We start from the raw sequence: 21,946 nt of genomic DNA, 5'->3' as shown, positions 1-21,946 counted from the left end.
GCCGATCGATACGCCTCCGCCCCAACCGTTGTCGGCGTTGCGATCGCCGTCCGGATGGACATACGCGCCGAAGGGCGTGATGTACCAGCGGTTGTCGTAGTACTGGTCCGCCGCAAAGGTGGTCTGCGCAAGGCAGGCGGCGGACGGGAGGGCAAGCACGCAGCAAGCTGCAAGGGCGCGTCGGTCGAACATGAAAGCCTCACTTTGTTGATGTGGATGAGAGCCTCAGCCGAAGCCAGTTGAGCCACGCACCTTAGATGCGGGCAAGCCCTCCGTCGCATGCATACGCAACCGGGTGTGTCGCCCATCGAGATTGCGGAGCTTTCGGTTTCACTTCTTGCAGCGGTGGAACGGCGCGATGGCGCATTGGCAACGGATGGTCGCAAGGCGGCGTCATGGGAATGCTGTGCACTGCCGTCTTTGGAGCACCCGCTCGGTTGAGCGAACGCTGATTGCCCCCTTGCACCAAAGTGCAGCTCTTTCCGCCCCTTGGGACAACTAGTCCCTGCATGGTCGGATGCGCATGCTTCTGGTCCACCTAGTACTCTGCGAACGGGAAGAAGTTCAAGCTGCATCTCGACGGCGACAACCTGCTGCCCTTCGTGACCACTGAAGGCGTGAAGAGTCCCCGCGAAGGGTTCATGAACCGCTGTCCCGGCTCAACCGCTCGCGGCCGAACCCTGCTTCTTTTCGCTCGAGGACCGCGCTGCCATCAGCCCGGCCAGCCTCAGATAGGTTCCCGTCGGTGTGCTTCCGAACAGTGGATCCGGGCACGAGGGCGCGGCTCTGGCCACGACCTTCCAGTCCTGCGCAGTCAGGAGCAGTCGCGCATGCGGCAGGATCTGTCTTTCCTCCGCAGCAAGGTGATGCCGGTAGTAGGCCAGGTAGAGCGCAGCCGCCGCTTCCACCGTCGCGCTCCGCACATAGGTCTCGCTGATGACTTGGTTCAGGCGCGCGACAAGCTCTTCGCCTGCGACGGCGAGGACGCGATGATCCTGCTGCAAACGGTTGATCGGCAGTCGCATCCGCGGATCGTGGGTCGCGAGGATCGTGAACGCGGCATCTTCACGCGGATGGTGAAAGCAATCGCCGAACTCGCGCAGGTACGAAACGATCTCAAGCATCAGGTGGTAGTCCGGGCTCTCGCGATCTCGAAATCTGGCAACCTGCTCCTCAAGGAAGCTGAGGAGCATGGAGAAGTTTCCGTGCTCGGCATGCCATTGCGCGATCTGGCTGGTCATGTTGAACCTCCAAAGCTCTGATGAGCCTGAGCGGACACTCTACGCCGCTTGGCCGGCCGATTCTTCGATCTGCGTCTGCGCAAATGCCGGACGCTTGAGCGCCTCGCCACCGGGTCCGAGGCAGCGCCCCGCGACAGTCGCGACGCCCAGGCCTGCGATCGCTGGATTCGACGATCGCATCGCTGCGGCACCCGATCGCAACTTCATTGGAGAGGCGTCCTATCCGGGTATCCCGAACATGACCAATTGGGTCATCGCGTCCACAAGCTCCTCGTTCCCCGGCGAGCCGTCCGGGTTGGCCTCGATCAATTTCCGCGCACGAGTGAGTGCTCTCCTCGCTTCCTGCACGTGGATACTGGCCTGCTTGCGGTCCAGCTCGGCAAGCATGTCGTCGATAGCGGAAGTCACAGACGCCCGATCCATGAAGGGCTCCTGGCGCGCCCAGTCAGGCGCTCGACAAAAGTTAAGGCTTCACTTCCAGCCTGGCCTGCGCCAGTACGAGGCGGCGAAGAGCGGCATCGGCAGGCAGCGACTCGTGTCAGTACGACATGCAGGCCGACGGCCGTGGCCCCATTTTGCGCGGATGTTCGCCATTTAAGTCACTGGCGCGTCGTGCGGAAACTGATTCGTCTGCCGCCCTTGTACCCAAATGCAACGCCGGCATTTGCCCTGGTCCTCTTGTTGTGCCGCGCGCTGTCGCGGTCGACAATTTGACTCTGGCTTGCGCTGTTGCCCACAACCTTCCGGAGGTCGCAATGCAGACGATGAAGGCCGCAGTGGTCCACGAGTTTGGCAAACCGCTCGTGATCGAAGAAGTGCCGGTGCCGAAGGTGGTACCGGGCCAGGTGCTGGTGAAGGTGGCGGCGTCGGGGGTCTGCCACACCGACCTGCACGCCGCCGACGGCGACTGGCCGGTCAAGCCATCGCCGCCCTTCATTCCCGGCCACGAAGGTGTGGGGCATGTGGCCGCCGTGGGCGCTGGCGTGAAGCATGTGAAGGAAGGCGACCGTGTCGGCGTGCCGTGGCTGCATACCGCCTGCGGCCATTGCGAGTACTGCATCACGGGCTGGGAAACCTTGTGCGATGGGCAGCAAATGACGGGCTACACCGTCGACGGAGGCTACGCCGAATACGTGCTCGCAGATCCGGGCTACGTCGGACACCTGCCCGCGAAACGCGGTTTCGCCGAACTGGCGCCCATTCTTTGCGCGGGGGTGACTGTCTACAAGGGCCTCAAGGTGCTCGACTGCCAGCCAGGCAACTGGGTTGCGATCTCGGGTGTCGGCGGGCTGGGCCATCTGGCAGTGCAATACGCCAAGGCCATGGGCTTTCATGTGGCGGCCGTGGACATCGACGATGCCAAGCTCCAACTGGCCGAACAGGTCGGAGCGGACATGGTCGTCAACGCCGCCAACTCCGACCCCGCCCAGGTGCTTCAACGCGAGCTCAAGGGGGTGCACGGCGTGCTCGTGACGGCGGCCTCGCGCGCCGCCTTTTCTCAGGCTCTGGGCATGCTGCACAAACGGGGAACCATGGCGATGGTGGGATTGCCGCCGGGCGACTTCAGCCTGCCGATCTTCGATATGGTGCTCAACGCAAAGACGGTGCGCGGCTCGATCGTGGGCACCCGCAAGGACCTGCAGGAAGCGCTGGCCTTCGCCGGTGAGGGCAAGGTCCATACCGTGTACAGCGAAGACCGCATCGAGAACATCAACCCGATATTCGACCGCATGCGCAAGGGCGAGATCGAGGGCCGGGTAGTCCTTCGGCTCACCGACGAGGTGTAGCGGGCGACCCAGGCAGTCCGCTCGATTCCCCGGGGGCCGGCCACAGGCGCGAGGCGGTCCACCAGCCCGGAAAAGCGCCGACGCAGCGCGCCCCGGCGCCTCCCATCCGCCTTGGGCGACCCTGCATGACAGGAGACGCAGCATGACCAAGCAAGCCTCTTCGCGTGGCACGCAGCAGAGCCCGCTGGACAAGGACGAACTGCGACGCATCGACGCCTGGTGGCGCGCGTGCAACTACCTCTCGGTCGGCATGATCTACCTGCGCGACAACCCGCTGCTGCGCGAGCCGCTGAAGCTGGAGCACGTCAAGCATCGCCTGCTCGGGCACTGGGGCGCGAGCCCGGCGCTGTCCTTCGTGTGGGCGCACCTGAACCGCGTGATCCGGCGCGACGATCAGAACCTGATCTTCATGGCCGGTCCGGGGCACGGCGCCCCGGGCGTGCTCGGCCCCGCCTACCTGGAAGGCACCTACTCGGAGGTGTACCCGGACAAGAGCGAGGACGCGGAGGGCATGGGGAAGTTCTTCAAGCAGTTCTCCTTTCCGGGTCACATCGGCTCGCATGTCACGCCAGAGACGCCGGGTTCGATCCACGAGGGCGGCGAACTGGGCTACAGCCTGTCGCATGCCTATGGTGCCGCGCTCGACAACCCCGACCTCGTCGTGGCCTGCGTGATCGGCGACGGCGAGGCCGAGACCGGTCCGCTCGCCACGGCCTGGCATTCGAACAAGTTCATCAATCCGGTGCGAGACGGCGCCGTGCTGCCCATCCTCAACCTGAACGGCTACAAGATCGCCAACCCGACCATCCTCGCGCGCATCAGCCATGAGGAGTTGGAGGCGCTCTTCGTCGGCTATGGCTACAAGCCGTATTTCGTCGAGGGCTCGGACCCCGCCGAGATGCACCAGAAGATGGCCGCAACGCTCGATACGATCTTCGCCGAGCTCTGCGACATCAGGGAGAAGGCGGGCGTGAGCGGCCGCGCTGAGCGGCCGCGCTGGCCGATGATCGTGCTGCGCACGCCCAAGGGTTGGAGTGGGCCGAAGGAAATCCGGGGCCACAAGATCGAGGGCTCCTGGCGCTCGCACCAGGTGCCCTTCTCCGACGTGCGGGAGAACCCCGCGAGCCTGGAACTGCTCGAGAGCTGGATGCGCGGCTACAGGCCCGAGGAACTGTTCGATGCCGGCGGGAGGCTGGTCCCCGAACTCAGGGCCCTCGCACCCTCCGGCCTTCGGCGCATCAGCGCCAACCCGATCGCCAATGGCGGCCTGCTGCGCCGGGAATTGAAGCTGCCCGACTTCCGCGACTACGCCGTGGACGTCCAAGAGGCCGGCAAGGTGCTGCACGAAAACACTCGGCCGCTGGGCGAGTTCCTCCGCGACACCATGCGCAACAACATGAGCACCTTCCGGGTGTTCGGCCCCGACGAAACCGCGTCCAACCGTCTGCAGGCGGTCTACGAGGTCAGCAAGAAGGTGTGGATGGCCGACCTGCTGCCCGAGGACGCGGACGGTGGAGAACTCGCCCGCGACGGCCGCGTGATGGAGATGCTGTCCGAGCACACGCTGATGGGATGGCTCGAAGGCTACCTGCTCTCGGGCCGTCACGGCTTCTTCCACACCTACGAGGCCTTCGCCCATGTCGTGGACTCGATGTTCAACCAGCACGCCAAGTGGCTGGACATCTGCAAGAACCATGTGCCGTGGCGCGCATCGGTGGCGTCGGAGAACATCCTGCTGTCGTCCACCGTCTGGCGGCAGGACCACAATGGCTTCTCGCACCAGGACCCCGGCTTCATCGACCTGGTGACCAACAAGAGCCCGTCGGTCACGCGCGTCTACCTTCCGCCGGACGCCAACACGCTGTTGGCGGTGGCCGATGCCTGCCTGCGCTCCACCGACTGCATCAACGTGATCGTGGCCGACAAGCAGAAGCACCTGCAGTTCACGACCATCGACGAGGCGATCGCGCACTGCGCCAAAGGCATCGGCATCTGGCAGCGCGCAAGCACCGACGAGGGGCAGGAGCCGGACGTGGTGATGGCCGCTTGCGGCGACGTCGCGACCCAGGAGGCGCTGGCGGCAACGGCGATCCTGCGTGAACGGATGCCCGACCTCAAGCTGCGCTTCGTGAACGTGGTGGACCTGTTCAGGATGCAGCCGGCCAGCGAGCATCCGCATGGTTCGTCCGATCGTGAGTTCGACAGTCTGTTCACGCGCGACAAGCCGGTGATCTTCAACTTCCACGGCTACCCCTGGCTGATACACAAGCTTGCCTACCGCTTCTGCAATCACGAGCACCTGCATGTGCGCGGCTACAAGGAGAAGGGCAACATCAACACGCCGATGGAACTGGCCATCCTCAACCAGGTCGACCGCTTCAACCTCGTGATCGACGTCCTCGACCGCGTGCCGCGCCTGCAAGGCCGGGCAGCGCACCTGCGGGAAGACATGAAGAACGCCATCATCGACAACCTGAACTACGCGCACACCCACGGCACCGATCGCGCCGAAATCGCGAACTGGGTGTGGCCGGGATGAGGCGGGGAGTGAAGCATGCCAGGCAGCCCCACTCCGAGCACGGTCCACGACGGCGCCGGACCCGCCCGGCGCGGCCTGGATGCCGATGCGTTGCAGCGCGACGTGGTAGACAACCTCGTGTGCCTGCAGGCGCGCTTTCCGGCCATCGCCACGCCGCACGACTGGTACATGGCGCTGGCCTACACGGTGCGCGACCGCCTGCTGGCGCGCTGGGTCGACACGATGCAGACCGATCGCGCGCGTGACGCGCGGGTCGTCTGCTACCTGTCCGCCGAATTCCTCATCGGCCCGCAACTCGGCAACAACCTGATCAACCTCGGAATCGAGTCGCAGGCGCGTGCCGCCATGCGCGCGCTCGGCCAGGATCTGGATGCGGTGATGGCCCTGGAGGAAGAGCCGGGCCTGGGCAACGGCGGCCTCGGCCGGCTCGCGGCCTGCTACATGGACTCGCTCGCGACGCTCGAGAAGACGGCCATTGGCTACGGCATCCGCTACGAATTCGGCATCTTTCGCCAGGCGATCCGCGATGGCTGGCAAGTCGAGGAGACCGACAAGTGGTTGCAGAAAGGCAACCCATGGGAGATCGTGCGGCCGGATGTCGCGTTCTACGTTCAATTCGGCGGGCACACCGAATCCGTGACCGACGCGCAGGGCCGGTACCACGTCCGCTGGGTCGCGGCCAGGCAGGTCAAAGGCGTGGCTTGCGACACGCCGGTGTCGGGTTATCGGGTCCATCGCTGTAACACCCTGCGGCTGTGGAAGAGCGAGGCCGTCGAGTCGTTCGACCTGGCGGACTTCAACGTCGGCGACTACTACGGCGCGGTGGAGCAGAAGGTGATCTCGGAGACGCTCTCCAAGGTGCTGTATCCGAACGACGAGCCCGAGATCGGCAAGCGCCTGCGCTTGGCCCAACAGTACTTCTTCGTTTCCTGCTCGCTGCAGGACATGCTGCGTCTGCTCGATCTCAAGGGCGAGCCGATCGAACGCTTCGCCGACGTGTTCGCGGCGCAGCTCAACGACACCCATCCTTCGATCGCGGTCGCCGAACTGATGCGGCTTCTCGTGGACGAGCGCGAACTGCCGTGGGACCAGGCCTGGGACATCACCTGCCGCACCCTTGCGTACACCAACCACACGCTGCTGCCCGAGGCGCTGGAGACCTGGCCGCTGCCACTGTTCCAAAGCCTTCTGCCGCGGCCGCTGGAGATCATCCTGGAGATCAACCGCCGCTTTCTGGATACGGTCCGACAGCGTTTGCCGGGCGACGAACCCCGCGTGGCCCGTATGTCCCTGATCGATGAGTCCGGAGTCCGGCGCATCCGCATGGCACACCTGGCGACCGTCGGCAGCCATGCTGTCAACGGCGTTGCGGCACTGCATTCGACGCTGCTGCGGGACACGGTACTGCGGGACTTCGCCGAGCTGTGGCCCGACCGCTTCCACAACGTCACCAATGGCGTCACCCCGCGGCGTTTCCTGACCCTGTGCAACCCCGGCCTTGCGCGGCTGTTGGACGAGACGGTGAGCGAGGGGTGGATGACGGACCTCACGCGTTTGCGGGGTCTCGAGGCGCATGCCGACGACCCGGCGTTCCAGCAGCGCTGGCGCCAGATCAAGCGCGCGAACAAGGAAGTGCTGGCACAGCGCATTCGCAGCGCCACCGGCATCGTCGTCGATCCGAGCGCGCTCTTCGACATCCAGGTCAAGCGCATCCACGAGTACAAGCGCCAGCATCTGAATGCGCTGTACATCGTTGCCCTCTACCAGCGTCTGCGGCGCGATCCGCAGCTCGCCCTCGCGCCGCGCTGTTTCGTCTTCGGCGGCAAGGCGGCGCCGGGTTATTCGATGGCCAAGCTGATCATCCGCCTGATCAACGGAATCGCAGAAGCGATTGACGACGATCCAGCCATGGAAGGACGGCTGAAGGTGGTCTTCTTTCCGAACTTCAATGTCACGAATGCCCATCACATCTATCCGGCCGCGGACCTTTCCGAGCAGATCTCGACGGCCGGCAAGGAGGCATCAGGCACCGGCAACATGAAGTTCATGATGAACGGCGCATTGACCATCGGTACGCTGGATGGGGCCAATGTCGAGATCCGCGAGGAGGTCGGCGCGGAAAACTTCTTCCTCTTCGGCCTGCGCGCTGAACAAGTGGAGCGTCTCCAACGCGAGGGCTATCGGCCAGCGGAGTGCGTGGCAGCGAACGAGGAATTGCGCGACTCACTGGACCTCATCGCCTCGGGACATTTCTCACATGGCGACCGCGATGTGTTCCGCCCGCTGGTGGACAACCTGATGCTGTCGGATCACTTCCTGGTGCTCGCGGACTTCGCTGACTACATGGCCTGCCAGGCGCGCGTCGATGCGGCCTGGCAGGAGCCCGCGCGCTGGACGCGCATGTCGATCCTCAACACGGCGCGATCCGGCAAGTTCTCGTCCGATCGGGCGATTCGCGAGTATGGCGAGCACATCTGGGCGTGAGGGTGTCCGCGCCGGTTCAATCGCACTGACGACGCCTTGCGTAGATCAGCACCCGCAGGCCTTGCCGTTCAGGTTCTGCAAGCCGCTGCAATCGCTATTTCATGCGCTCCGAACTGGAGGCGCTGCACGCGGTCGTCAAATCGGAATTCGAGCGCCGACGGCTGATCGTCCTCGCGGCGATTTCGTTGCTGTCAGGACGAAACCGAGCGTGCCAGAAGGTGCCGCGCGAGGGCATTCGCGATTCCGAAAGGGAGGGTTCGGCAATCACTGACCCGCGTCGCCGGCAGAGGGATAGATTCGCTTTGTCGCCGTTTTTCCCCTCAAGCACACCCATGACCAAGATCAAGAAGTCCCTGCACACCGAACTGGGCCACAGCACGCCCGACAAGATCACCGTGCGCGGACGCGACCTGCCGACCGAGATCCTCGGCCATCTCAACCTGGGCGACATGGCGTTCCTCGAACTCACCGGCCGCATCCCGACGCCGCAGGAGTCCGTGACCTTCAACGCCATCGTGGTCACGTTGGTCGAGCACGGCATCACACCCAGCGCGCTGGCCGCCCGCCTGACCTATGCGGGCGCGCCCGAGGCACTGCAGGCCGCCGTTGCCGCCGGGCTCTGCGGCCTGGGCACCGTGTTCGTCGGCAGTACCGAGGGCGCGGCACGCATGCTGTACGAGGCCATTCCCTTCGGTGCCAGGCCGGAGCGCCCGCTCGCCGACATGGCGCGCGACATCGTGGCCGACTACCGCGCCCGCAAGGAGATCGTGCCGGGCCTCGGCCACCCGCTGCACAAGCCGATCGATCCGCGCACGCCGCGCCTGTTCCAGATCGCTGCCGAGAACGGCCTGTCGAGCCACTACGTCGCACTGATGCAGGCGGTGCAGGCCGAGGCCGAGCGCGTGTCGGGCAAGTCGCTGCCCATCAATGCCACGGGCGCCATCGGCGCGATCGCTGCCGAGTTCGGCTTTCCGTGGCGCATCATCCGTGGCTTCGGCGTGATGGCGCGCGCCATCGGGCTCGTGGGCCACATCCTCGAGGAAATCGACGACCCGATGGCCGTGGAGATCTGGCAGCGCGTGGAGCGCGAAGCCGGCGGCCCGCGCCAGGATTGAGCGAAGGAGTCCCGCCCATGACCGACACCCTGGACCTCGACCATCTGCGCAGCTGGATCGGCCGCACCGAGAAGCGCGATGAACTCCTGTCGCCCTGGACGGCGAGCGCCATGGCCGCGACCGTGCGCAACGGCGAGCAAGACTGGCAAGCGGGGCAAGCCCTGCCGCCCCTGTGGCACTGGTGCTATTTCCTGCCGACGGCGCCGCAGAACCAGTTGGGGCCGGACGGCCATCCCGCGCGCGGCGGCTTCCTTCCGCCGGTGCCGCTGCCGCGGCGCATGTGGGCGGGCAGCCAGTTCGAATTCCTCGCGCCGCTGCAAGTCGCGACGCCCGCGACCAAGACTTCGCGCGTGGCCGATGTCAGCCTCAAGCAGGGCAAGGGCGGTGCGCTCGTGTTCGTGAAGGTGCAGCACGAAGTGCATGCCGGCGGCACGCTGCTGCTGCGCGAGGGCCACGACATCGTCTACCGCGAAGCACCGAAGGCCGGCGAGTCCGCACCGCCGCAGACTCCACCTGCCGATCCGGCCTGGTCCGTCGAGCACCGGCCCGATGCGCCGCTGCTGTTCCGCTATTCGGCGCTGACCTTCAACAGCCATCGCATTCACTACGACTATCCCTACGTGACGCAGGTCGAGGGCTATGACGACCTCATCGTGCACGGCCCGCTGATCGCCACGCTGCTGCTCGAAGCGGCGCAGCAGAACAACCCGGGCCGCGCCGTGCGTTCGTACAGCTTCAAGGCCGTCCGGCCGCTGACCTGCGGCAAGTTGCTGCGCGTGTGCGGCCATGCGCCGCAGCCCGACGGCACCGTCTTCCTGTGGGCCGAGGACGCGCAGGGCGCACTGCTGATGCAGGCCACCACGCGACTGGAATGAAGTTCACACCCAACAACACGATCCCACTGCCATGAGCGACTCCAATCCCCGACACCAGGACATCCGCGACGCGGTGCGCGACCTGTGCGCGCAGTTCCCCAATGAATACTTCCGCAAGGTCGACGAGGCACGCGCCTATCCGGCCGAGTTCGTCGATGCGCTGACCAAGGCCGGCTGGATGGCCGCGCTGATCCCGCAGGAGTACGGCGGCTCGGGCCTCGGGCTCACCGAGGCCTCGGTCATCATGGAAGAGATCAACCGCGCCGGAGGAAACTCCGGGGCCTGCCATGGCCAGATGTACAACATGGGTACCTTGCTGCGCCACGGCTCCGAAGCGCAGAAGCAGCAGTACCTGCCGAAGATCGCGAGCGGCGACCTGCGCCTGCAGTCCATGGGCGTGACCGAGCCGTCCACCGGCACCGACACCACGAAGATCAAGACCACGGCGGTGAAAAAGGGCGACCGCTACGTCATCAACGGCCAGAAGGTCTGGATCTCGCGCATCCAGCACTCCGACCTGATGATCCTGCTCGCGCGCACCACGCCGCTGGCTGACGTGAAGAAGAAATCCGAAGGCATGTCGATCTTCATCGTCGACCTGCGCGAAGCCATCGGCAACGGGCTGACCGTGCGGCCCATCCTCAACATGGTCAACCACGAGACGAACGAGCTGTTCTTCGAGAACCTGGAGATCCCGGCCGAGAACCTCATTGGCGAGGAAGGGCAGGGCTTCAGGTACATCCTCGATGGCCTGAATGCCGAACGCACGCTGATTGCGGCGGAGTGCATCGGCGACGGCTACTGGTTCATCGACAAGGTCACGGCCTATACGAAGGAGCGCGTCGTCTTCGGCCGGCCCATCGGCCAGAACCAGGGCGTGCAGTTTCCCATTGCCGAAGCCTTCATCGAGATCGAGGCTGCCGACCTCATGCGCTACGAGGCCTGCCGCCGGTTCGATGCGCGCGAGCCTTGCGGCGCGCAGGCCAACATGGCGAAGTACCTCGCGGCCAAGGCCTCGTGGGAGGCGGCCAACGCCTGCCTGCAGTTCCACGGCGGCTTCGGCTTCGCGGCCGAATACGACGTGGAGCGCAAGTTCCGCGAGACACGCCTCTACCAGGTGGCGCCGATCTCGACGAACCTGATCCTGAGCTACGTCGCCGAGCACATGCTGGGCTTGCCGAGGTCATTTTGAACACCCTCAGGCTTGCCCACTTCGTGTGGCCGCCCACCCCCTTGCAGGGGTCAATACCTGCGGCCCGGCAAAGCCGGTTCCGCGGTATTCCAGAAACCATGCAATCTCGGCCCTTTACTTGAGATGAAACCGACATGAACCGTCCGCTCGAAGGCATCACCGTCCTCACGCTCGAACATGCCATCGCAGCACCGTTCTGCACGCGGCAACTGGCTGACCTGGGCGCACGCGTCATCAAGGTCGAGCGGCCAGGCACCGGCGATTTTGCGCGCGCCTACGACCAGCGTGTGAACGGCCTGGCCTCGCACTTCGTCTGGACGAATCGCTCCAAGGAAAGCCTGACGCTGGACGTGAAGCATCCGCAGGGCCAGGAAGTGCTCAGGCGTCTCGTTGCCGAGGCGGACGTGCTGGTGCAGAACCTCGCGCCCGGCGCCGCTGCGCGGCTGGGCCTGTCGTACGAGGCGCTGTCGAAGGAGCACAAGGGGTTGATCGTCTGCGACATCTCCGGCTATGGCGATGACGCGAAACAGCCCGGACCCTATCGCGACAAGAAGGCCTACGACCTGTTGATCCAGAGCGAGTCGGGGTTCCTGTCGGTCACCGGCACGCCGGACGAGATGGCGAAGGCCGGCTGTTCCATCGCCGACATCGCGGCGGGCATGTACGCGTACAGCAACATCCTCGCGGCGCTGCTGCAGCGCGACAAGACGGGCAAGGGATGCCGCATCGACGTCTCGATGCTGGAGAGCATGGTCGAGTGGATGAGCTTTCCCATGTACTACGCCTTCGACGGCGCCGCGCCGCCGGCGCGCGCAGGGGCTGCGCACGCCACCATCTACCCCTACGGTCCGTTCCCGGCCGGTGACGGCAAGATGGTGATGCTGGGCCTGCAGAACGAGCGCGAGTGGCAGGTCTTCTGCGCCAAGGTGCTGGAGCAGCCCGCGCTCGCGACCGATGCGCGCTTCGCATCCAACACGCTGCGCACGGCGTCGCGCGAGGCCCTGCGCGAGATCATCGTGCAGTCCTTCGCCCCCTTCAGCGCGGCGCAGATCATCGAACGGCTCGATGCGGCCCAGATCGCCAATGCGCAGGCCAACACCATGCAGGACGTGTGGGCGCATCCGCAACTGCGCGCGCGCGAACGCTGGACCGAGGTCGGCACCGGTGCGGGCGCGATCCCAGCGCTGTGGCCACCCGGCATGCCGCGCGAGTGGGACCCGCGCATGGATGCGGTTCCGACACTGGGGCAGCACACCGACGCGATCCTGGCCGAGATCGGCTACGACGCGGCAGCCATCGCCGCGCTGCGCGCACAGGAAGCCGTGTGAGATCGCCATCTCGCCGTCCGATTGTTCAATCCACCTTCCAGTCACCTTCGCCATGAACAAGCACCCCAGCCAGGCCCTGGCCACCTTTGCTGCCGAACTCTCTTTCGAGCTGGTTCCCGACGCGGTGATTCGCCGTGCCGAGGACCTGATGCTCGACTGGCTGGGCTCCGTGCTCGCTGCGCGCTCCGCCCGGCCGGTGCGCAGCATCCAGCGTTTCACCGAGATGATGGGGCCGGCCGATGGGCCAAGCGAAGTGCTGACCTCGCGCCGCACGACGTCGCCGGTCTTCGCCGCGCTCGTGAACGCCGCGGCATCGCACTACGTGGAGCAGGACGACGTGCACAACGGCTCCGTCTTCCATCCCGCGGCGGTGGTTTTCGCGCCGGCGCTCGCGACTGCGCAGGCGCTGGGTGCGAGCGGCAAGCAGCTGTTGACGGCGGTGGTGGCCGGCTACGAGGTTGGCATCCGCGTCGGCGAATTCCTCGGACGTTCGCACTACCGCACCTTTCACACCACGGCCACTGCGGGTACCTTGGCTGCCGCAGCAGCCGTGGGGCGACTGCTCGGGCTCTCGCCTGCGCAGATGCTGCACGCCTTCGGCTCGGCCGGCACGCAGTCGGCGGGCGTGTGGGAGTTCCTGCGCGACGCCGCCGATTCGAAGCAACTGCACTGCGCCCATGCGGCGGCCAGCGGGCTGATGTCGGCCTACCTTGCACAGGATGGCTTCACCGGCGCGGCGCGTGTGCTCGAAGGCGCGCAGGGGCTGGGCGTGGGCATGTCGACCGACGCCGATCCGGCGCGCCTCATCGACGGCCTGGGCACGCGCTGGGCGCTGGCCGAGACCTCGTTCAAGTTCCATGCGTCGTGCCGCCATACGCACCCGGCTGCCGACGCGCTGCTGCAGGTCATGTCGCGGAACGGCCTGAAGGCGGGCGATATCGAGCGCGTTGTCACCCACGTGCACCAGGGTGCCGTCGACGTGCTCGGCCGCGTAGTCGTGCCGGCCACGGTGCACCAGGGCAAGTTCTCGATGGGCACGGTGCTGGGCCTGATCGCCGTGCACGGACGGGCCGGGCTGACCGAGTTCGATCGCGACTTCCTCGCACCCGAAGTCGCGGGCTTCCGCGACAAGGTGATGATGGAACTCGACCGCGAAGTCGACACCGCCTACCCCGCGCGCTGGATCGGCAAGGTCAGCGTGACCACGACTGACGGCCGGACGCTGTCGGGCCGGGTCGACGAGCCCAAGGGCGATCCGGGCAACACGCTGAGCCGCGCGGAGATCGAGGACAAGATGAAGCGCTTGACCCAGTACGGCGAGGCCGCCACGCCGCAAGAGGCGCAGGCGCTGTGCGATCGCATCTGGAGTCTGGCCGGCGAACCGCGTGTCGGACGGCTGCTGGGCTGAAGGGCGACGCCGATGTCACTCGCACCGTCATTGGGGCGGGCTGTCGTGCGCAGCCTGCTGTTCGTCCCTGGCCACCAGGGCGCGCGTTTCGACAAGGCCTGCCAGAGCGGCGCCGATGCGATCGTCCTGGATCTCGAAGACGCCGTGCCGCCCGATCGCAAGGAGGAGGCTCGCGTCCAAGTGGCGCAGTGGCTAGCCGGACGTGAGGAAGGCGACGGCGCAGGCCCTCTCGTCGCTCTTCGCATCAACGGCGTCGGCACGCCCTGGCATGCAGCCGACCTCGCCCTGTGCGGCCACCAGGGCGTCGATGCGCTCATGCTGCCCAAGGCAGAGGACGCCGCCGTGCTGCGCACCATCGCCGCGTCGCTTCCTGCCGTGGCCTTGTTGCCGCTGGTCGAAACCGCACGCGGCATCGACCGGCTCGACGAGATCGCGGCGGCACCTGGTGTGCAGCGGCTGGTGTTCGGCACCATCGATTTCCAGGCCGAACTCGACATCGAAGGCGATGGGCCGGAGTTGCTGTACTTCCGTTCGCGGATCGTGCTGGCTTCGCGTCTCGCGGGCCTGCAGCCGCCGGTGGACGGGGTGAGCACCGCCATCGACGACCCCGCGCGCATCGAGGCCGATGCGTTGCAGGCGAGACGCTTCGGCTTCGGCGGCAAGCTGTGCATTCATCCGAAGCAGGTGGCAGTCGTCAACCAGGGCTTCTTGCCCACGTCGTCTCAGATCGATTGGGCAAGGCGGGTGATCGATGCCGATGCGGCCAGCGGCGGCGCGCCGGTCACGGTCGACGGCAAGATGGTCGACCGGCCGGTGGTGTTGAAGGCGCAAGCCTTGCTGCGCGCGGCTGATCGCTGACGCGTGGGCTATGGGCCAGCGTCGCGCTGGCCCAGGTAGTCGAACAGCTCGCGCGCCGAAGCGGGTAGTTGCTCGCGGTTGCGCGCAATGATTTTGAGTTCGCGTTCCGCCCAGGCATCGGCCAGCGGAACGGTGGTGATGCGCAAGGCGCGCGACAGGCGCCGCGCGGATGAAGCGGGCAGCACGCCGACGCCGACACCGGCTTCGATCATCAGACAGATCGCCTCGAAACTGCCGACCTGGATGCGCGGGCTGTAGCCCTGGCCGGCCAGCTCCGCCTTGCGCTGCAGGAAGCGATGGATGGCGCTGCCATGGTGCAGGCCCACGTGCTGCTCTTCGAGCGTGTCGACGAAGGCCATCGACTCCGCGCCTGCGAAGCGATGCGTCGCGGGCACCACCAGCACCAGTTGGTTGCGGCCGAAGGGCTGCGAATCGAAATCCCCGGTGTGCACATCGCCGGCGAGGATGCCGATGTCCGCACCTCCATCGGCGACCGCACGCACGATCTCCTCGCTGAGATATTCGCGCAGATCCACCTGCACGGCCGGATGCCGCGTGAGGAAGCCGGCCAGCTTTTCCGGCAGGTATTCGGTGATGGAGGTGGTGTTGGCAAACACGCGCACGTGCCCCTTGATGCCCTTGCCGAAGTCCTGCATGTCGATGCGCAGGTGCTCCATCTGCTGCATCACGCGCTTGGCGTGGTAGAGCAGGGCTTCGCCCGCCGCAGTGAGGCTCACGCCCTGCGCGTTGCGGTGCAGCAGCTTCCCGCCGATGGCTTCCTCCATCTGCTTGATGCGCGTCGACGCCGCCGCCAGCGAGATGCAGGCCTTGTCCGCCCCACGCGTCAGGCTCCTGGCCTCAGCCACATAGGCAAAGAGCTTCAGGTCAAAAAGGTCGAAATGCAGATTCACGCAAGAAAGGCACGCACGCGCCAAGCAGTGAGGACAAGACATTGATTGTCCCGCCAATCCCACTAAGGCCCCCTGGGGCCAGCCCGCACAGCGCCCCGTCATTTCGTGAAACACCGCGGATCCGGCTCCGCCGGTCCGCCGGTGTTGCCCCCGGCAGGGGGTAGGCGGCCACACGAAGTGGGCAAGCCTGGGGGCGAGCAACTAGACAGGATCCCAGCTGAACACGTCCGCCGAGCGGTCGAGCGGGTAGAAGCTCGCGCGCATCGCCGGCATCGCGTGCTCGGCGATGGTCTGAGGCGTCCAGCCTTCGGAGCGGTGAATGGAGCGCACGGGGCGCGGCTGGCTGATCAGCGAGATCTCGTTGTTGCGCACCGAGAAGATCTGCCCATTGACTTCCTTTGCCGCATCGCTGGCAAGGTAGACCGCCAGCGGCGCGATCTTCGACGGCGTCATCTGCTGGATCTTGGCGACGCGCACGCGCTGCTCCTCGGTGTCGGTGGGGATGGCGCCGATCATCCGGCTCCACGCAAAGGGCGCGATGCAATTGGAGCGCACGTTGAACTTGAGCATGTCCAGCGCGATCGACTTCGACAGCGCCGCGATGCCGAGCTTGGCGGCGGCATAGTTGGCCTGGCCGAAGTTGCCGATCAGCCCGGAGGTCGAGGTCATGTGCACCATGGCGCCCGAGTTCTGCTCCTTGAAGAAGGTCGCAGCCGCGCGGCTGACGAAGTACGAGCCGTAGAGATGCACCTTGATCACCGAATCCCACTCGTCCACCGACATCTTGTGGAAGAAGCGGTCGCGCAGGATGCCGGCGTTGTTGACGACGGCGTCGATGCGGCCGAAGTTGTCGACCGCGCATTGCACGATCTTCGCGGCGCTCGCGGCGTCCGCGACGCTGTCGGTACTGGGGACCGCCTCGCCGCCCAGTGCATGGATCTCGTCCACCACCTGCTGCGCCGGTCCGGCGTTGCTCCCTTGGCCATCGACTGCGGCGCCGATGTCGTTGACCACCACGCGTGCACCATGACTCGCCATGGCGAGCGCGATATCGCGCCCGATACCACCGCCAGCGCCGGTGACGAGAACCACTTTTCCTTCAACCATCGGATCACTCCAGAAACACTTGCGGGATCGCCGAAGGAGAATGCCATGGGCCCGGCGCCCGCGGTTCGGCATTTCGGAAGAGGGGTTACGGCCAACATCGGACAATCTGCGGTCCCGCGGACAATCAACCACCCATTACGGACCCTCACGCATGTTCCCCTTGGACATCCTTTTCACTTATCTGGCGGCTTGCCTCGTCGTCGTCCTGGCGCCTGGCCCCGACAACATCCTGGCCATCAGCCGCGGCCTCAGCCAGGGGCGGGTTGCGGCCTGCCTCTCGTCCGCGGGCGCCGGCCTCGGGATCATGTTCCACACGGTCGCCGCGGCACTCGGCTTGTCGCTGGTCATCCAGGCATCGCCCGTGGCGTTCTGGGTGGTGAAGGCGGCCGGTGGGCTCTACCTTCTCTGGCTGGGGTACAAGGCCCTGGCTTCCAGGGACATGATTTCCTTCGTGCCGAGTTCGCACCAGCCTTTGCGCAAGGTGTTCCTCACCGGCTTGCTGTCCAACGTGCTGAATCCCAAGCCGGGCCTTTTCGTGCTGGCTTTCCTGCCGCAGTTCGTGAACGCGGGGCGGGGCTCGGTGACCGTTCAGATGCTCGTCTACGGTGCCATCTTCGCCGTGATGAGCGCAGTCATCTTCAGCATCCTGGGCAGCTGGGCCTCGAAGCTGTCCCTGTGGCTCCAGCGGCGTCCGCGCGTCGGGACCGGCCTGAACGTCGGGGCGGGCCTGACCTTCATCGCCTCGGGCCTGTCGGTGCTGGCGCTGAAGCAGCGGGCCTGAGCTTTCGATGCGCACTTTCGCACCGAGCCGTTCTTCCGAACGCCGCGTCGCCGTCGCGGGCGCCACCGGTCGCATGGGCCGCATGTTGATCGAGGCCATGCGCGACGCGCCCGATTGCCGCCTCACGGGCGCGCTCGCCGGCAGCAGCGCGCTGAACCAGGATGCCGGCGCGGCGCTCGGGTTCGAGACCGGCGTCAAGGTCGTTTCCGATCTGCGCGCAGGCCTGTCCGGCGCTGATGTGCTGATCGACTTCACGCATCCGGAGCGCACGCTGGAGCACCTCGCGATGTGCCGGGCGCTCGGCGTGCAGCTCGTGATCGGCACGACCGGGTTCAACGACGCGCAGAAGGCTCGCATCAGCGAGGCCGCGCAGGATGTCGCGATCGTGTTCGCGCCGAACACCGGGGTTGGCATCAACGTGACCTTCGAGTTGCTCGCCCTGGCCGCGAAGTCGCTTTCGGTCGGCTACGACATCGAGATCATCGAATCGCATCATCGGCACAAGATCGACGCGCCTTCCGGCACGGCGCTCAGGATGGGGGAGGTCGTGGCCGGGGCGCTCGGCCGGAACCTGAAGGATTGCGCCGTCTACGCGCGCGAAGGCGTCACCGGCGAGCGCGATCCATCGACCATCGGATTCGCCACCGTTCGCGGCGGCGACATCGTGGGTGACCACACCGTCCTGTTCGCGGGCACCGGCGAGCGCATCGAGATCACCCACAAGTCATCGAGCCGCGCGACCTACGCCCATGGCGCGCTTCGCGCCGTGGGTTTTCTTGCGGACAAGCGCAGCGGACTCTTCGACATGTCCGATGTGCTGGGCCTCTAGCGCGCGTCCTGCGTCGTTTATGGGACAGGGCGGTCCCAGACCGCCCCCTATACTGAATCGGGCCTGCGCCGCATCGATGGCCGGGCTTGCATAGCGTTCAATCCGGAGACTGATACTTGATGAATAACAAGCTACGACATTGCGCCGCGGCAGCCCTGCTGTGTGCCGCTTCCTGGGCTGGTGCCCAAACCCCCGCGCAGATGCCGCCGCTGACGCCCGAGCAACAGCGCTTCCACGACATCTACAAGGAACTGGTCGAGATCAACACGACCCATCTGACGGGCAACAACACGGAGGCTGCGCAGGCCATGCGCAAGCACCTGCTGGATGCGGGCTTCAAGGCGGACGAGATCCAGCTCTTCGAGCCCTACCCCAACAAGGGCAACCTGGTCGTCCGCTTCAAAGGCACGGGTGGCAAGAAGCCGCTGTTGCTGCTGGCCCACATCGACGTGGTCGAGGCCCGCCGCGCGGACTGGAAGACCGATCCGTTCAAGCTCAAGGAAGACGACGGCTACTTCACTGCGCGCGGCTCGTCGGACGACAAGGCGATGGCGGCTTCGTTCGTCTCGATCTTCAGCCAGCTCAAGCGCGAGGGCTTCAAGCCCACCCGCGATATCGTGCTCGCGCTCACGGCCGACGAGGAGCTCGGCGACGTGCCCACCAATGGCGCCTTCTGGCTGGTGAACAACCAGCGCGCGCTGCTCGACGCAGAGTTCGGCATCAACGAAGGCGGTGGCGGCCAGCTCAACAACGGCAAGCCGGTGCTGCACCGGGTGCAGGTGGCCGAGAAGATGTACACCACCTACAAGCTCGAAGTGCGCGATGTCGGCGGCCACAGCTCGCTGCCCACGCCCGCCAATCCCATCTACGAACTCAGCTCTGCGCTGGACCGGCTCGGCGCCTACCGTTTCCCCGTGAAGCTGGCCGACGTCACGCGCAGCTACTTCGAGAAGAGCGCCCTGTTCGAAACCGGCCAGATGGCCGAGGACATGCGAGCCGTTGCGTCAGGAAAGCCGGATGAGGCCGCGATCGATCGCCTGTCGCGCTCGGCGCTCTACAACGCCACGCTGCGCACCACCTGCGTCGCGACGCAACTCACGGCCGGCCATGCGGAGAACGCGCTGCCGCAGTCGGCCAAGGCCACGGTGAACTGCCGCATCCTGCCCCACGACGATCCCGCCGAGGTCGACGCTGCGCTGCGCAAGGTGCTGGGCAGCAATCGCATCAAGATGGAAGCGAGCAATCCGCCGCTCAAGAGCCCGCCGTCGCCGCTGCGCGCCGACGTGCTGGGCGTGGTCGAGTCCCTCACGCAGCAGATGTGGCCCGGCATCCCGGTCGTGCCGACGATGAGCACGGGCGCCACCGACAGCCGCTTCATGCGCAACATCGGCATTCCGATGTACGGCGTCTCCGGCATCTTCTCGGAGCCCAGCGACGCCCGCGCGCACGGTCTGGACGAGCGCGTCGCGATCCCTCGGCTCTACGACGGCCGCGAGTTCATGTACCGCATGGTCAAGCAGCTTTCGCAGTAGTCGGGTGACGGCTGCGGCCTCCGGCGTCTTCGAACGACGCCGGGCGGTAGCACCCCATCAGTTCGCCGCGCCGAGGAACCCGCGCACCATCTTCACGGTGGCCTGCGGGTTCTCTTCCATGATCCAGTGGCCCGAGCCGGGGATCACGCCCTCGGTGACGTTGTCGGCGGCGGCGCGCATCACGACCGCCATGGTCGGCCCGAAGGACTTCTCGCCGCCGATCGCCATCACGGGCACGGTGAGCTTGCCTTTCTCCGCCAGGAAGGCCTTGTTGTCGACCGCATCCTGATCGAAGGCCGCGAACTGCGCGAAGCCCGAGTGCATGGCGCCGGGGCGGGCGTAGAGCTTGGCGTAGTGCCGGCGCGAGGCCTCGTCGAAGTTCTTCGGATTGGCGGAGAACTCGTTCCAGAAGCGATCGAGGTAGATGCGCTCGCGGCCAGCCACCAGGCGCTCCATGTCGGGGCCGCCGAAGCGGAAGTGCCAGAGCAGCGGGTTCTTGAGAATCTCCTCCCACGGGCCGACGCCGGGCACGGGCGCATCGATCAGCACGAAGCGGCCGACACGGTCGCGATACCGTGCGGCAAAGGCAAACCCGACCATGTTGCCGATGTCGTGGGTGACGAGGTCGGTCTTGTCGATCTTGAGGGCGTCGAGCACCTGCGCGATATCGGCGGCCTGGTTCTTCTTGTCGAAGCCGCCGGCCGGATGCGCCGAGAGGCCCATGCCGCGCAGGTCAGGCACGACGACGGTGTGGTCCTTCATCAGGTCGGCGGCCATCAGCGCCCACATGTCGCCTGTTTCGCCGTAGCCGTGGATGAGGGTCACTGCGGGGCCCTTGCCGCCCACCCGGACATGCAGCCTGGTGTCGTTGACCGCGATTTCCTGGGTCTTGAAGCTTGCGGGGAAGGGCGGCACCTGTGCCTGGGCGGCGCTGGCCATGAGGGCGGCAGCGAGCCATCCAAAGAGGGACTTGAACACGGTTGCTCCTCGGGTTGTGGGCGCGATGCGCCGAGCCGCTTGCGGCGGCGAAGGACGGAGTCTCCGCTTCAGGCGGCTTGCGACGCAATAGTCCTTTGGGGCAATCAACGGCTAACCCCCGGCGTGCCGCTCAACCGAACGCGCCGTGTCCCAGGGCTCAGAAAGCGCTCTTCGTGCAGCCGCCATCGACACGCAGCGCCGCACCGGTGGTTCCCGACGAGAGCGGGCTGGCCACGTAGGTGACCAGGCTGGCAATCTCCTCGGGCGATTCGAATCGCTTGATGAGCGAGGTCGGTCGCACCTTCTCGAAAAATTCCTTTTCGAACGCCTCGAAGGACTTGCCGTCGGCCTTGGCGAGGGTCTCGACGAATTCGCCGACCCCGCGAGATTTCGTCGGGCCGGGCAGCACGCTGTTGACGGTAATCCCGGTGCCTGCCAGTGATTCGGCCAGCCCCCGTGCCACGGCGATCTGCGCGGTCTTCGTCATGCCGTAATGGATCATCTCGGCGGGAATCTGCAGTGCGCTTTCGCTCGAGATGAAGATGATGCGACCCCAGTTCGCGCGCTTCATCGCCGGCAGGCACAGGCGGGCGAGCCGCACGCCGCTCAGCACGTTCACGTCGAAGAAGCGCGTCCAGTCCTCGTCGGGGATGTCCTCGAAGGGCTTGGGCTCGAAGATGCCGAGGTTGTTGACGAGGATTTCGATGCCCGGAAACCGCGCCGCCAATGCCTCGGCTGCGGCGGACGTGCCGAGGTCGCCGGCGAAGCCCAGCACTTCTCCGCCTTCTCCCGCGCGGATGCGGGCCACTGCTTCATCGACGGAAGACTGGGAGCGTCCATTGACGATCACCCGCGCGCCTTCGGCAGCGAGCGCGGCCGCGATGGCATGGCCGATGCCCGCGGTGCTGCCGGAAACGAGCGCGAGCTTGCCTTTGAGCTTCAAGTCCATGGATAACCGCCTTTCAGTTTTTGAGAATGGAA

At 66.0% G+C, this 21,946-nt stretch carries 20 protein-coding genes; 12 read left to right on the top strand and 8 right to left on the bottom strand.

Annotated features, from left to right (window positions below):
- The 4 genes from QTH90_RS19830 to QTH90_RS19815 form a co-directional block, all read right to left on the bottom strand.
- Nucleotides 1-192: hypothetical protein (locus tag QTH90_RS19830; RefSeq protein ID WP_286666266.1), on the bottom strand; the 192-nt coding region annotated here is incomplete at its 3' end.
- 467 nt (nt 193-659) lie between these two features.
- Complete coding sequence (locus tag QTH90_RS19825; protein ID WP_286666265.1) at nt 660-1,241, bottom strand: hemerythrin domain-containing protein; 582 nt, start codon at nt 1,239-1,241, stop codon at nt 660-662.
- A gap of 39 nt (nt 1,242-1,280) precedes the next feature.
- Nucleotides 1,281-1,448, bottom strand: coding sequence for a hypothetical protein (locus tag QTH90_RS19820; protein ID WP_286666264.1), 168 nt, complete (start codon nt 1,446-1,448; stop codon nt 1,281-1,283).
- Between the two features lie 12 nt (nt 1,449-1,460).
- The gene (locus tag QTH90_RS19815; RefSeq protein WP_286666263.1) at nt 1,461-1,664 is read right to left on the bottom strand and encodes a hypothetical protein; all 204 of its coding nucleotides are present in this window, start codon (nt 1,662-1,664) and stop codon (nt 1,461-1,463) included.
- A gap of 332 nt (nt 1,665-1,996) precedes the next feature.
- On the opposite strand from QTH90_RS19815, the gene adhP reads away from it, so the two are divergent.
- From adhP to QTH90_RS19770, 9 genes are all read left to right on the top strand, one after another.
- Entirely contained in the window at nt 1,997-3,028 is a 1,032-nt protein-coding gene (gene adhP, locus QTH90_RS19810) for an alcohol dehydrogenase AdhP (RefSeq protein WP_286666262.1), read from the top strand.
- A gap of 142 nt (nt 3,029-3,170) precedes the next feature.
- The gene (locus QTH90_RS19805; protein WP_286666261.1) at nt 3,171-5,567 is read left to right on the top strand and encodes a phosphoketolase family protein; all 2,397 of its coding nucleotides are present in this window, start codon (nt 3,171-3,173) and stop codon (nt 5,565-5,567) included.
- Nucleotides 5,568-5,582: 15 nt separating this feature from the next.
- A complete protein-coding gene (locus QTH90_RS19800; protein ID WP_286666260.1) occupies nt 5,583-8,051 on the top strand; it encodes a glycogen/starch/alpha-glucan phosphorylase in 2,469 nt (822 codons plus the stop codon).
- A gap of 332 nt (nt 8,052-8,383) precedes the next feature.
- On the top strand, nt 8,384-9,166 hold the full coding sequence (locus tag QTH90_RS19795) for a citryl-CoA lyase (protein WP_286666259.1): 783 nt from the start codon (nt 8,384-8,386) through the stop codon (nt 9,164-9,166).
- A gap of 17 nt (nt 9,167-9,183) precedes the next feature.
- Nucleotides 9,184-10,041 carry an HTD2 family dehydratase gene (locus QTH90_RS19790; protein WP_286666258.1) on the top strand — a complete coding sequence of 286 codons (858 nt, stop codon included), beginning with the start codon at nt 9,184-9,186 and terminating at the stop codon, nt 10,039-10,041.
- Nucleotides 10,042-10,072: 31 nt separating this feature from the next.
- On the top strand, nt 10,073-11,233 hold the full coding sequence (locus QTH90_RS19785) for an acyl-CoA dehydrogenase family protein (protein ID WP_286666257.1): 1,161 nt from the start codon (nt 10,073-10,075) through the stop codon (nt 11,231-11,233).
- Nucleotides 11,234-11,367: 134 nt separating this feature from the next.
- Nucleotides 11,368-12,561: a CaiB/BaiF CoA transferase family protein gene (locus QTH90_RS19780; protein WP_286666256.1), complete on the top strand. Its 1,194-nt coding sequence runs from the start codon at nt 11,368-11,370 to the stop codon at nt 12,559-12,561.
- Nucleotides 12,562-12,613: 52 nt separating this feature from the next.
- Complete coding sequence (locus QTH90_RS19775) at nt 12,614-13,969, top strand: MmgE/PrpD family protein (protein WP_286666255.1); 1,356 nt, start codon at nt 12,614-12,616, stop codon at nt 13,967-13,969.
- Nucleotides 13,970-13,981: 12 nt separating this feature from the next.
- On the top strand, nt 13,982-14,827 hold the full coding sequence (locus tag QTH90_RS19770; RefSeq protein WP_286666254.1) for an HpcH/HpaI aldolase/citrate lyase family protein: 846 nt from the start codon (nt 13,982-13,984) through the stop codon (nt 14,825-14,827).
- A gap of 8 nt (nt 14,828-14,835) precedes the next feature.
- Here QTH90_RS19770 and QTH90_RS19765 read toward each other — a convergent pair whose 3' ends face one another.
- The gene (locus tag QTH90_RS19765) at nt 14,836-15,738 is read right to left on the bottom strand and encodes a LysR family transcriptional regulator (protein WP_286666253.1); all 903 of its coding nucleotides are present in this window, start codon (nt 15,736-15,738) and stop codon (nt 14,836-14,838) included.
- A gap of 201 nt (nt 15,739-15,939) precedes the next feature.
- On the bottom strand, nt 15,940-16,845 hold the full coding sequence (locus QTH90_RS19760; protein WP_286666252.1) for an SDR family NAD(P)-dependent oxidoreductase: 906 nt from the start codon (nt 16,843-16,845) through the stop codon (nt 15,940-15,942).
- A gap of 151 nt (nt 16,846-16,996) precedes the next feature.
- Between QTH90_RS19760 and QTH90_RS19755 the strand changes: the two genes are divergently transcribed.
- The 3 genes from QTH90_RS19755 to QTH90_RS19745 all read left to right on the top strand — a co-directional run bounded on the left by QTH90_RS19755 (nt 16,997) and on the right by QTH90_RS19745 (nt 19,987).
- Nucleotides 16,997-17,626 (top strand): LysE family translocator, encoded by a 630-nt coding sequence (locus QTH90_RS19755; protein WP_286666251.1) that lies wholly within the window; start codon nt 16,997-16,999, stop codon nt 17,624-17,626.
- 7 nt (nt 17,627-17,633) lie between these two features.
- Nucleotides 17,634-18,455 carry a 4-hydroxy-tetrahydrodipicolinate reductase gene (dapB, locus tag QTH90_RS19750; RefSeq protein WP_286666250.1) on the top strand — a complete coding sequence of 274 codons (822 nt, stop codon included), beginning with the start codon at nt 17,634-17,636 and terminating at the stop codon, nt 18,453-18,455.
- Nucleotides 18,456-18,574: 119 nt separating this feature from the next.
- On the top strand, nt 18,575-19,987 hold the full coding sequence (locus QTH90_RS19745; protein ID WP_286666249.1) for a M20/M25/M40 family metallo-hydrolase: 1,413 nt from the start codon (nt 18,575-18,577) through the stop codon (nt 19,985-19,987).
- A 57-nt stretch (nt 19,988-20,044) separates the two neighbouring features.
- On the opposite strand, the gene QTH90_RS19740 is transcribed toward QTH90_RS19745, so the two are convergent.
- Both QTH90_RS19740 and QTH90_RS19735 read right to left on the bottom strand, forming a co-directional pair.
- A complete protein-coding gene (locus tag QTH90_RS19740; protein WP_286666295.1) occupies nt 20,045-20,926 on the bottom strand; it encodes an alpha/beta fold hydrolase in 882 nt (293 codons plus the stop codon).
- Between the two features lie 196 nt (nt 20,927-21,122).
- Nucleotides 21,123-21,914: an SDR family NAD(P)-dependent oxidoreductase gene (locus QTH90_RS19735; RefSeq protein WP_286666248.1), complete on the bottom strand. Its 792-nt coding sequence runs from the start codon at nt 21,912-21,914 to the stop codon at nt 21,123-21,125.
- Nucleotides 21,915-21,946: the final 32 nt, after the last annotated feature.

The organism is Variovorax flavidus (genome assembly GCF_030317145.1).
Lineage (GTDB): Bacteria > Pseudomonadota > Gammaproteobacteria > Burkholderiales > Burkholderiaceae_C > Variovorax > Variovorax flavidus.
Note: the sequence above shows the minus strand (reverse complement) of the source record. Positions and strands in the feature narration are given on the sequence as shown.

Coding starts and splice junctions, on each gene's coding strand:
- QTH90_RS19805 (WP_286666261.1), top strand. CDS start 3,171: ATGACCAAGCAAGCCTCTTCGCGTGGCACGCAGCAGAGCCCGCTGGAC.
- QTH90_RS19760 (WP_286666252.1), bottom strand. CDS start 16,845: ATGGTTGAAGGAAAAGTGGTTCTCGTCACCGGCGCTGGCGGTGGTATC.
- QTH90_RS19775 (WP_286666255.1), top strand. CDS start 12,614: ATGAACAAGCACCCCAGCCAGGCCCTGGCCACCTTTGCTGCCGAACTC.
- QTH90_RS19785 (WP_286666257.1), top strand. CDS start 10,073: ATGAGCGACTCCAATCCCCGACACCAGGACATCCGCGACGCGGTGCGC.
- QTH90_RS19735 (WP_286666248.1), bottom strand. CDS start 21,914: ATGGACTTGAAGCTCAAAGGCAAGCTCGCGCTCGTTTCCGGCAGCACC.
- QTH90_RS19815 (WP_286666263.1), bottom strand. CDS start 1,664: ATGGATCGGGCGTCTGTGACTTCCGCTATCGACGACATGCTTGCCGAG.
- QTH90_RS19745 (WP_286666249.1), top strand. CDS start 18,575: ATGAATAACAAGCTACGACATTGCGCCGCGGCAGCCCTGCTGTGTGCC.
- QTH90_RS19770 (WP_286666254.1), top strand. CDS start 13,982: ATGTCACTCGCACCGTCATTGGGGCGGGCTGTCGTGCGCAGCCTGCTG.
- QTH90_RS19820 (WP_286666264.1), bottom strand. CDS start 1,448: ATGAAGTTGCGATCGGGTGCCGCAGCGATGCGATCGTCGAATCCAGCG.
- QTH90_RS19795 (WP_286666259.1), top strand. CDS start 8,384: ATGACCAAGATCAAGAAGTCCCTGCACACCGAACTGGGCCACAGCACG.
- dapB (WP_286666250.1), top strand. CDS start 17,634: ATGCGCACTTTCGCACCGAGCCGTTCTTCCGAACGCCGCGTCGCCGTC.
- QTH90_RS19790 (WP_286666258.1), top strand. CDS start 9,184: ATGACCGACACCCTGGACCTCGACCATCTGCGCAGCTGGATCGGCCGC.
- adhP (WP_286666262.1), top strand. CDS start 1,997: ATGCAGACGATGAAGGCCGCAGTGGTCCACGAGTTTGGCAAACCGCTC.
- QTH90_RS19780 (WP_286666256.1), top strand. CDS start 11,368: ATGAACCGTCCGCTCGAAGGCATCACCGTCCTCACGCTCGAACATGCC.
- QTH90_RS19740 (WP_286666295.1), bottom strand. CDS start 20,926: ATGGCCAGCGCCGCCCAGGCACAGGTGCCGCCCTTCCCCGCAAGCTTC.
- QTH90_RS19825 (WP_286666265.1), bottom strand. CDS start 1,241: ATGACCAGCCAGATCGCGCAATGGCATGCCGAGCACGGAAACTTCTCC.
- QTH90_RS19800 (WP_286666260.1), top strand. CDS start 5,583: ATGCCAGGCAGCCCCACTCCGAGCACGGTCCACGACGGCGCCGGACCC.
- QTH90_RS19755 (WP_286666251.1), top strand. CDS start 16,997: ATGTTCCCCTTGGACATCCTTTTCACTTATCTGGCGGCTTGCCTCGTC.